We start from the raw sequence: 10,868 nt of genomic DNA on the forward strand, positions 1-10,868 counted from the left end.
CGGTCTGTTCCTTACTGTCGTGGTGTGGTGGCGACCTGCTCGAGCAGGACAATGCCGGGATTGCAGTCCCCCGCCACGACGCGACGGCCGCCGCTTCCCGTTTCCACAAGAATGTAGGACGTTGCCGGAAGTCCCTGGATCTCCGTCGGTTCGATCGTGAACTCATAGACCCGCGACTCCGTGGTGCCGGTCGAGGAGGAGTCCGCTGCGGACCGGCTGCCCGTGCTCTGCCAGGTACGTGACCGCGATGCGGTAGTGGACGTTGACCTGCCCTTGGCGTCGCTGCGACCGTGTCCGGCATGCCACCCGGAATTCTCGCTCTGCGTCCTGCTCGTCGATGTATTTGTTCCCCGCGATTCGGAGGTCCCTTCCTGCGCGCCGAGACCCTCACTTGTGCCCATGGTGAAGGTCTGTCCAACCTGTTTGGTGAGCTGGCTGATCACAAACTTGTGGTCCTTGCCGATAAACTCCGATGCCTTGGCGGCTTCCTTGGCGTTACCCAGTCGCATGACGATCGTGGCACTGTCCGACGTGCCCATCAAGTGCTCCACGTCACCGCGCAGATGTTCCAGCAGGAGGATTAGCCGCACGCCTACTCTACGAGCCTGCCTGGCTATCGCTTCCAGACTCCTCAACCCGAAATGATCAGCTCCGGCCACGAATACCACATCCCGGCCGCTGTCCTGCGTTCGTGTTCGCATGACGTGTAGCAGATGGTGGAATATGAGCCGTTCCACCAGTTCCTTGCGATCCGAGTGTCGGACAGTGGTCGTCACCACGGCCAATCCTTTCGATGGCCACCGCATCGACTCCGACACTGTGGCGCGGACAGCCTGGGCATCTTCGTGGGCCAACAGGTGCAGCGTCTCGATCAGAAACCGCAGCTCGTTCTTCTCTTGCTCACCGTGTCCAACCGAGTCGATCAACTTCGTCAGCGCCTTTACCTCATCAGCGGTGAGCTGTCCGTCCTCGGGGGGATCGCGACGCAGAACCCGCAGCCCGGCCACCAAACGTGTGAAGGTAATCGCACCGCCCAAGAGCTCGGTGACCATCCTCAACAGGCTGAGATCAGTGGATGATCGATGATCGGTCGCCGTACCGCCCTGACGTGCACCGCGGACCGAATCTGCCAGCAGGTCGACGATCTCTTCCCCGGCGAGACCTGCCAGCAGAGTACTTGGTCCGACTGTGGATGGGAAATCGATCTCGTTCACCGAAATCCTGCGCAAGGAGGCGAACTCCGCCAACCCGCCGGCCACCTGCTGCTCGGTGAAATCCAACACCAGGATACGGCTGCCACCCGACAACAACGAACTGCCCAGCGTAGTGATCAGACTCGCCCACCCGTCCGGAGTCCCACCAAACACATCCACCCGACTAGCTCGTGCCCGCAGTCGCAGTGGGTACCACCGCTGGATCGACTCGCGTCGGCGGCGGTCGTTCTCGCTATGGGCACGCACCTGCGCATGCCAACGCCCTTCCATCACTTGAAACCTGACGAACTGGGTCTGCCGTCGCCGACTCGCATCCTGTTGCGCCCATCTGATTTGCCAGGACGGCAGCAACACCATGGACAGGCATACCACAATCCCGACAACGAGCACCACAGCGCCCAACGCCCCCAGCGCCCCGGCCAAGAACGCATCGTCGTCGCGGAGGTATTCCGCGACGAACAGCAGCGTCGCGGCCACGACCACGGACACCAGCCGCGTCGGTAGCATGCGCAACTTCTCCGCACGCCTCGTCGTCCACCGGCTGACATCCAGCGCAGACGGCTCCCGCCACATGGGACGCTGACCTGCCAACGGACTGGGAGCTACTTCCGGAGGCTCGACGTACTCCCAGCCCCACCGTTCCACCGGCACAAACAATAGATCAGCCAGACTTGCGTCTGCAGACTGACTTCCCACTTGATCCCCCGGCACATCGAGAAAGAGTCGAAACTCCCATCGGACGACTATGTGAAATTCGCGTACATAATGACCGATAGCACCCTTGCTGTCAAGGCAATCAGCGTAGATCTTCACCCGGCGTTTCAGGGCATGCGCGATGAAAGTGGCCGGAGTCAGGGCGATCTACTGAATATTACCTGCGCGGGTGACGGGGCCGGTCCGCCCGCTGCCAAGGATATGCCGTTTTGCTCAGAAAAGACCGACGAAGCCGGCGGCGATGTCAACCGGGGCGCATCAGGGAAGTCGGACGCTTGGAGCACGGCCAGGCACGATCCGGGGATCTTGTCGGCGTCCAGTGACTGGCCCCCTCCAGTGGCCGCGGCACCGGTGCGAGGCAGTTCGACGGCGTGTCCCAGCGGATCAGTTCGCGGAGTGCGCCCGGATGTGTTCAGCAGCCACAGCCGTTACCTCGGCGGAGAACCCGTAACGCGCTCAACTCGGGTCCGCGACGACCAGATCTCCCCTCCCGAGTCGCAGATGATCTTGTTGCCCAGCGGACGGATGCTGCACACGTCCACCACGTTGACGCTGATGCCCTGCGCGGCGAGCAGGTCGGCCGCCCGTTCCGTCTCGTGGCCCATCAGCGAGGTGGCCACGACCGTGCCGGTCACATACCTGGCCCTTGCCGAACAGAATCGTCACGGCCTTCTCCTGCACCTCACCCTCGATCTCGTGCAACCCAGTGTTCATGAGGACCAACATGCCCTCGGTGTCCGCCGGCGCCGCAACGCACAGTGAGAGAAAGTGCCCGAAAGCCGAGTGCTGGCCTGGGGAGTGCGTCGCGCCCTGCCCCGACCCGGCCGACGACACCCCGTATCACCACCGGGACACCCTTGTCGTCGAACACGTAACGTCACTTCGACGCGATGTTGATCAGGCCGTCCAGCGCGAGGAATTACGGTACAGGTCGGCCAGTACCTCCTCGACACTGCGAATTGTAATTGCGCCCGTCGTGGCGCCGCGGCCCTGGGCATTACCGGAGCATCGCCAGACGGCGATCCTCAGGACGTAGCAGATGTACGCGCCGCAGATCACCAATCATAATTGGAATAGTCTTACTTTTATGCAGACGGTTCCCTGTTTCCGCAGGTCAAGTAGTTATGAACACTACACTGGGGAAGGGGATCAAATCCGGACAGCCCGATAGTCACGAAGAGCGACTGGTTCTGGCCATAAACCCAGGCCAGCGTCCTTTCTGCCGGCCTGATGTCGATCTTGCCGGACTGTCCGCCTTGTTCTGAACGAAGACCCTCAGGGGGTGGAGGGAGAAGATCGGGAGTCGATCATGTCAGGGGGAAGATGGTCTGTCCGCCGATGGCAGATAGCGCGCCGTGCTGATCGCGGCCAGGTCAGCACGGTGGTTGGTAGGACATCCCGGGAAAGTAACTGTCCCATTCGGCTTGGGTGATGTCGTGTCGGATGTTGTGGCAGATGCGGGTGGCCGCGCGTTCGGGGTCGATTTCCCAGAGTCGCGCGGTGCCGTCACCGCTGCCGGAGACCAGTGTGTGCTCGTCACGGAAACTTATCCATTCGGCAACTCCGCGGTGGCCGACGAGAGCGCCAAGAGCGCTGGGGTTACGGGGATCAGCGAGATCCCACAGGTGGAGGGTGCCGTCGAGACCGCCGGTGGCCAGCGTCTTTCCGTCGGGGCTGAAGGCTATCGACATCGTTCCCCTGAGTTGGTCGGGCATCTTCCCGATGAGAGTGAGTTCAGTCGGGTCGCTGGTGTCCCACAGTGTCGCCTCCCGCCCGGTTCCGGCGACTGCCAGGATATGCGCGTCCGGGCTGAATGCCACGGGCACGACGTCGTGACCGGTCCTGATGACGTCGAGGGCGCGTGGGTCGCGTGGGTCGGTGACGTCCCAGAGCCTGGCTGTATCATCGGCGTTTCCTGTGACCATGATCATCCGGCCGGAGCTGTTTTCGCTGATGGCCAACGTGTTGACGAAATCACCAACACCGGTGATCGGGCTCAGCCGCGCGGGGCCAGTCGGATCAGTGACGTCCCAGAGCTCGATCGTCGCGTCTGAACCGCCCGCGGCCACGGTGCGGCCGTCGGGTGAGAACGCCACGGCGGTCAGCGAGACGGCGTTGGTGAGTGTGACAACGAACTTGGGCTCACTGTGGTTGGTGACGTTCCAGAGCTTCACGGTCCGGTCGGTGCTGGCGGTGGCGAGCAGGTTCCCGTCCGGACTGAACGCAACCGCCTGGACGTCGTCGTCGTGGTCGCCGAGAGTGGCCAGCCTCCGCATCCGGTCCGGGTTGGTGACATCCCACAGGCTGGCGGTGTGGTCAGCGCTGGCGGTCGCCAGAATCCGCCTGCTCGGGTCGAGTGCCACGAACAAGATGGGGGCGGGGTGTGCGGCGATGAGTGGCGGCGGCATGTCCCACAGCCGGACGGTGTGATCCGCGCTGCCGGTGACCACGGTCCGCCCGTCAGGACTGAAGTGAACCGAGCTGATGCCGGAGGTGTGGCCGGGATAGCTGGTCATGACGAACGGCTCGCGCGGGTTGGTGACGTTCCACAGCCGCAGTACGCCGTCCCAGGAGCCCGTGGCAAGTGTGCGGCCGTCCGGGCTGAACGCGACGGTGGGGACGGGAAGAGTGGTCGTTCCGCCGAGGACCGACAGTTCGGTCGCGTTCGCCGGATCGGTGACGTCCCAGAGTCGGGCGGTCGTGTCGAAACTGCCGCTGGCGAGGGTTCGACCGTCTTGACTGAAGACCAGTGACCGAACCGCGCCCGTGTGGCCGTCGACAGTGTCCAACGCGTGTGTGGCCTGCGGGGTGCTGACATCCCACAACCGCACGAGGCCGTCGTCGCCGCCGCTGGCCAAGGTGCGCCCGTCGGGGCTGAAAGCGACGGCGAGCACGTTGCCACTGCGGGGGGACAGCGTGCGGACGCGCGACGGCTGGTGAGGGTCGGACACGTCCCACAGCCGTATCGTCTGATCCCCACCCACGGTCGCCATGAGGTGCCCGTCCGGGCTGAAGGCGATGCCGAACACCGCGCCCGCGTGCCCGTGGAACTCGGCCTGAGGCTGGCTGACGTCCGTGACGTCCCACAGTCGTACCGAGCCGTCCTCGGTTCCGGCGGCGAGTAGCCGACTGGACCGACCGTGTCCGAAAGCCAGTGCCCAGACGATGCCCGCGTTATCGAGCACTACACGTGGTCTGGTCGGGCTGTGTGGATCGGCCGTGCCCCACAGCCGGACGGAGCCATCCTTCCCGCCGCTGGCCACCGCACGACCGTCGGAACTGTAGGCGACCTTCTCGATGATGTTGGTGTGGCCGGTCAGTGGGACGGCGAACGTGTCGGCGGCCAGGCTGAGCAGGCTGCCTCTGGCCTCGATCGTAGGGCTGATCCGGTAGGCGGCCAGGCTGATCTGGGTCGCCAGCGGTGGGTCGTTGCGGTGCTCTCGCATCGCGGCACCCGCTGCCTGACGGGAGGTCTCCACATCACGAAGTTTGAACGCAGCCCTGGCGCTGACGAGGACACCAATGCTAGCCACGATGGCAACCACCAGGACGGCCGTGAGTCCGGCAACGAGTTGACGTAGCCGCCGGACCCGGCGTCGGGCGGCGGCCTGCTCGTCCTGTTCATGCTGGATGGACGCCGTGAGGAAACGCTGAACCAGTGGAGAGATCTTAGTGCTTCGGGCGGGGCTTTCGGCCCATTCCCGTGCGGTGGCGAGCCGGCCCCCTCGGTAAAGGCCGGCGTCGTCCTCGCCGTCGCGCTCCCACGCTTCGGCTGCCTCTCTGAGCTGTTGACCGATGAGCAACCCGCTGCGGTTGGCCGTGATCCAGTCCGCCAGCCGCGGCCAGGCGCGGATCAGAGCCTCGTGGATGATTTCCACCGTGTTGCGGTCCAGCGCGTCCTCGCCGGCGACCACGAGCCGTTTGGCGACCAGGTCCTTGAGCACGGTGAAGGAGGCGTCCGGGTCAGGCGCGTCGTTGACGAGCGTGTCGAATTCGACGATGCGGCGGGTATCCTCCGTTCCGTCACCCACTTTGATCATCTGCAGCAACACGTACTGGATCGCATCCTGCTGCGCCTTGTCACAGCTCAGGTAGATCGTTTCCGCGGTCGTGGCGATCGCGGAGTTGATGCGGCCACCCTTGTGGTAGCCAGCGTGGGTCAACGTGTTGTGGTCGCGATTGTCACAAGTTGTCCGCAACGCGTGGGCCAGCAGAGGAAGCCGGCGTGGGTCGTAGCTGGGCACGTCATCCCCGGACACGGCGTCGCGATAGAGATCGTTCAGAATTGTCCTCACCAGCCCGGGTTCCACCGTCAGTCCCACCGCTTCGGCTGGTCCCAACACGGCGGCTGTCAGTTCGTGGTAGGTCATCGGGCCGATCATCATCTGGCTGTCCTGCATTGCCGTCAGTAGTTCGGGGTAGGCCGCGCAACGCCCGTCGAAGTCGGCGCGAAGCCCCAGCACCACCAGTGCCGGCGGGGACTGCGCGCTCGTGCCGTCGGCCGCGAGGCACAACGCCTGGATGAACGCACGCCGCTCGTACTCGTCCGTACAGAGCGTGAAGACCTCTTCGAACTGGTCGACCACGATGACCATGCGGGTGTGCGGCGGTGTGAGCGCCGCACGGAGTGCGTCGGTGAGGCTCGCTGGCTCGCGCACCATTCGTTCGGCGAGCCCTTCCTGCACCGCACCTGCCCTGTCGCCGAGCCGGCGTGCCAACTCGTGACATGGCTGGCCTGTGGGAGTGAGCAGAAGGTGCTGCCACAGCTTCGCGTCGTCCAGGGGCACCCTGTCCTTCAGATGGGGCAGCAGACCTGCGCGGAGCAGCGACGACTTACCTGCTCCGGACGGTGCGCGGAGAGCGACCAGCCCGGTTCTCTTGGCGGCGTCCGCCACCTTGCCCGCGAGATGACCAAGGGCCGCGTTACGGCCGAAGAACCATTCGTGCTGCTCGAACGTGAAGGAGGCCAAACCGGGATACGGACAGAGATCGACTCGGGCGCCGCGACCGCTGGGCGCGGCCTGTTCGAGTGCCTGGGCAAGGGCTGCGTGGTCGTGGCGCCACCGTTTGAGCAGTTCGTTGAGCTCCGGCATGCCCAGGTTCTTGCTCTCGCCGATCTTCACACAAGCGATCACGAAGGCCCTGATTCGCTCCCACTCCGGGGGTTCCGAGAAATCGCCCCTGAGCAACCTCGAGATCGTCTGCCGCGCGAGCTGCTCCGGGTCTAGTGCCGTCAGCTCCCTCTGCGACGGCCTACCGGCCAGTCTCTTCAACTCCTTGAGCTTGTCAACGAACTGAGCCCGCACATCCGGCCCCACTCGCTGCCACCCCCTCGTGGCTTCTCCCGAGTTCTCCCACGTCCCAGATCAGGAACTGTAGCCCGACCTGGGACAACAGGTCAGGGATTCCCAGGTTCTCCCGGAATGAGGTACCCGATCGGTCGAACGGGGCACCGTGGTCACCAGCAGGCCAACTCCCTGGAGCACGGGGACATCGGAGGGATGATCCGGTGTGGTGAACCTGCGTCGGTGAAACCAGCGGGAGGTGAGTGATGTGATCGAGTTTGTGGAGATCGAGCCTGAGCCGACGTTCAGCAACCCCAACGGCAACAACTGATCGGGAAGGAGGGTGAGCGCCATGTGGCGTCCGAGGATCAAGTTCGAGCACCGACCGGTGCGGTATGACGATGGACTGGTGCGTATTGGCGGCAACACGCCCGGAATCACGCGCGGTCTGCGTGATTCGGACGGGTCGGTGTGGGCGTTGCTGGCGCTGCTTGACGGGTCGCGGACGGTGGGCCAGATCGTGGCAGAGCTGGTCCACCGTTTCCCGGCGCGCTCGTCTCGCGAGGTCAGGGAGGCGGTCGATGACCTGAACGCCGCTGGTTACCTGGAGGATGCCGCCGAACCGGTGCTGAGTGAGTTCGAGCGGGAGCGCTACAGCCGTAGCCGCGCGTTCTGGCGATCGGTGGACCGCACTCCTGGTCGTAGTAGCTGGGACGCGCAGATGCGGCTGCGACAGGCACGGGTTGTGATCATCGGCATGGGAGGCACCGGCGGCGCTGCGGCGAGGTTGCTGGTCATGTCGGGGGTGGGGCAGTTGCACTGCGTCGATGCGGACGTGGTGGAGCTGTCCAACCTCAACCGGCAAGGGCTGTTCACCGAGCGGGACCTCGGCCGGCCCAAGGTGGAGGCCGCGGTGGACCGGCTCCGCCCACACAACTCCCACGTGGAGGTCACCGGAGCCAGGGAACACATCGAGAGCCTGGACCAACTGCGTGCGTTGGCTCTCACCTGCGATGTGCTGTTGATGTCCGCGGATCAGCCCTCGACGGGCGAGATCCGCTCGTGGACGAACCAGGTGTGCCACGCCACGGGAACAGCCTGGGTGCACAGCGGGTATGACGGGCCGCGGGTCAGCATCGGGGTGTTCCGTCCGGGCTTGGGACCGTGTTACGACTGTGCTCGCGCCGCCGAGCAGCACCGACGCACTGTGGTTTCCCCGCGCACTGTGTGGGCGCCCGGAGAGGCAATGAAAACCGAGCATGCGGCCAATGCGTCATCAGCCGCTCTGGCCGGTGACCTCGCCGCGCACGCCGTGCAGGGATTGATCATCGGGGGACCGACCCTGGCGGTCAACCGCGAGTACGGCATCAACCTGGCTACGTTTCGCGGCTACGACATGCTGACGTTGGACCAGCCGTGGCCGGAGTGCCCGACCTGCGGCGACCGCCGCGGTTAGGCGTCCGGCGGGGTGGTGGCGCGGGCGGTGACCTCGCGCCACCGCTCGCGCGTGTCGTCCGCCGGAAGCCCAAGATCGGTGTAGAGAGTGGCGGCGCGTTGGAGATAGTCAGCGGCGCGGGGGAGGTCGCCGGCGTGGTCGAGACAGGTCGCGGCCAGTTCCAGCGCGGGCGCGACCAGCCCGTCAGTACCGGGCAGCTCCCGGTAACCGGCCAGCGCCTGTTCGGCCAGCTCCAGCGCGGCGGCGTGGTGGCCTAGAGCCAGACACGCGGTCGCCGCGCGATAGAAACTGTGGGCGTGACCCTCCCGGTCTCCGGCTCGATATCGCAGATCACGTTCGCGATCGATGTGGGCCAGCGCCTGCTCGTGCTCACCGAGCCCGATGGCGATGGTGGCCAGGTTGCCCTCGATGACCGCCAGCGTGCGCACCTGGCCGTGCTCGCGTGCCAGCGGGAGCGCCTGCTGGTAGCAGTCGCGAGCGCGTTGCCATCGTCCCTGACTGAGATGGACCCAACCCAGGCCAATGAACGCGGTGTAGCGTTTCGGATTCCGTTGCGTGTCGAGGCTGGCGAAACCGGCCTCGGCCTCGTCCCACCGCTGCAGCGCGATCAACGTTTCGCTGCGTGATTCGCGGAGGAAGAACTCGGCGACGGGATCGCCCAGGGCGCTCGCCACGGTGATGCCGAGTGTTTCGATCTCCAACCGCACAACCCACAGCGGCCGAGGCAGATAGGTGAGGAAACGTGCAGCGGCCGCCAGCGCCAGCACCGGGGTGTAGATCTCGTACTCGGCCGCCGCCCGCGTCGCGGCGTACAGCGTGGGTTGTTCAGTGGTAAGCCAATCCAACGCCTGGGCACGATCGTCCAAGGCCAGCAGAGGTCCGCTCTGGTCGAGCTCGACATCCAATGACGGAAATCCCGGGTGGAGCAGCTTGTCGGCGAGCTGTGTGACAGATGCGTACCAGGTCAGCACCCTTCGGCAGACGGCGTGCTGCTCGGCGGCGCTGTCGAGGCGGGCGCGGGTGCGGGCGTAGGCGTGCAGCAGGTCGTGCATGCGGTACCGGTTCCGACTCACCGGTTCGACCAGGTGCAGTTCGGCCAGCGCTTCCAGGCACCGGTACGTCTCGCGGCGGCGCGACCCGCACAGGGCGGCAACCGCGGGCACGGAGAACTCCGTACCCGGGTGCCACCCGAGCAAGCGGAAAACCCGGGCCTGCTCGGGGGTGAGACGGGCGTACGACCAGTCGAACACCACCTGCACCGTATCCCCCACGATCCCACTGGTGCCGTCGTCGGCGACCTGGTCCTCCCTGAGCTCGTCGACGACATCGGCGATCGCCCAGTGCGGGCGCGACGCGACCCGGGTGGCCGCGACCCGGACGGCCAGCGGCAGGCCGGCGCACAGCCGGACCAACTCGCTCGAGGCGTCCGGCTCACGCTCAGTGCGGGCCGGACCGAGCACTGCCAGCAGCAAGCTGTGCGACTCGGCGGGGGCGAGCGGGTCGAGGCTGATTCGCCGGGCGGATTCGGAGATGACCAGGTCGGTCAGGTTGTCGCGACTGGTCACCACCGCCATACATCCGGCTGTCGTGGGCAGCAACGGACGCACCTGCTCGGCCGAGACGGCGTTGTCCAGCACCACCAGAACCTGTCGGCTGGCCAGCAACGAACGGAACAACCCGGCCGCAGCGTCGAGTTCAGCGGGGATCTGGTTCTGGGTGACGCCGAACGCGGCCAGGAAGGAACCCAGTACCACCGCTGGATCCAACGGCGCGCTCGGACCGTAGCCCCGCAGGTTCACGAACAGCGTGCCATCGGCGAACTGGTCCTGGATCCGGTGCGCCCAGTGAGTGACCACGGTGGTTTTGCCGACCCCGCCGATACCGTCCAGGACGACAACCGCGCCGTGGGTGGTGGTGTCGCTCCGCAGCAACCTGTCCAGTGCAGCCACTTGGTGCTCGCGGCCGGTGAAGTCCCGCACGGGGACAGGCAACTGCCGCGGCACCGGCACCTCGCCCTGAACAGAGGCGGAAACGATGACCTGCCCGATGCTGCCCGCCTGCACCACCGAACCCGGTACGGACCCGCTGATCATGTTGCTCACGCCGCGCTGATCACCCACACCGTCAGTTTCGCCCAGCACGGCTCACGATGTGCCGCGCATATTTAGCACCACACGGATGGACTACAGGGCACCGGCA

Annotated in this window: 5 protein-coding genes; 1 reads left to right on the forward strand and 4 read right to left on the reverse strand. The window is 65.5% G+C overall.

Annotated features, from left to right (window positions below; genetic code table 11):
* Positions 1-11: 11 nt before the first annotated feature.
* The 3 genes from BLA60_RS45545 to BLA60_RS17405 form a co-directional block, all read right to left on the reverse strand.
* Positions 12-2,027 carry a hypothetical protein gene (locus BLA60_RS45545; RefSeq protein WP_245812025.1) on the reverse strand — a complete coding sequence of 672 codons (2,016 nt, stop codon included), beginning with the start codon at positions 2,025-2,027 and terminating at the stop codon, positions 12-14.
* A 329-nt stretch (positions 2,028-2,356) separates the two neighbouring features.
* Positions 2,357-2,563 carry a transketolase C-terminal domain-containing protein gene (locus BLA60_RS17400; protein ID WP_075133936.1) on the reverse strand — a complete coding sequence of 69 codons (207 nt, stop codon included), beginning with the start codon at positions 2,561-2,563 and terminating at the stop codon, positions 2,357-2,359.
* A 738-nt stretch (positions 2,564-3,301) separates the two neighbouring features.
* Complete coding sequence (locus BLA60_RS17405; protein ID WP_154814414.1) at positions 3,302-7,051, reverse strand: nSTAND1 domain-containing NTPase; 3,750 nt, start codon at positions 7,049-7,051, stop codon at positions 3,302-3,304.
* Positions 7,052-7,565: 514 nt separating this feature from the next.
* Here BLA60_RS17405 and BLA60_RS17410 point away from each other — a divergent pair.
* On the forward strand, positions 7,566-8,669 hold the full coding sequence (locus BLA60_RS17410) for a ThiF family adenylyltransferase (protein WP_075133937.1): 1,104 nt from the start codon (positions 7,566-7,568) through the stop codon (positions 8,667-8,669).
* Here BLA60_RS17410 and BLA60_RS17415 read toward each other — a convergent pair.
* The gene (locus BLA60_RS17415; protein WP_245812034.1) at positions 8,666-10,762 is read right to left on the reverse strand and encodes an ATP-binding protein; all 2,097 of its coding nucleotides are present in this window, start codon (positions 10,760-10,762) and stop codon (positions 8,666-8,668) included. The two genes, BLA60_RS17410 and BLA60_RS17415, sit on opposite strands and share 4 nt — an antisense overlap.
* Positions 10,763-10,868 lie beyond the last annotated feature (106 nt).

This window comes from Actinophytocola xinjiangensis, from assembly GCF_001921215.1.
Taxonomy (GTDB): domain Bacteria; phylum Actinomycetota; class Actinomycetes; order Mycobacteriales; family Pseudonocardiaceae; genus Actinophytocola; species Actinophytocola xinjiangensis.

Bases quoted from the DNA above. Each gene is read 5' to 3' on its own strand.
- BLA60_RS17410 (WP_075133937.1), top strand. From the start codon at position 7,566: ATGTGGCGTCCGAGGATCAAGTTCGAGCACCGACCGGTGCGGTATGAC.
- BLA60_RS17415 (WP_245812034.1), bottom strand. From the start codon at position 10,762: ATGATCAGCGGGTCCGTACCGGGTTCGGTGGTGCAGGCGGGCAGCATC.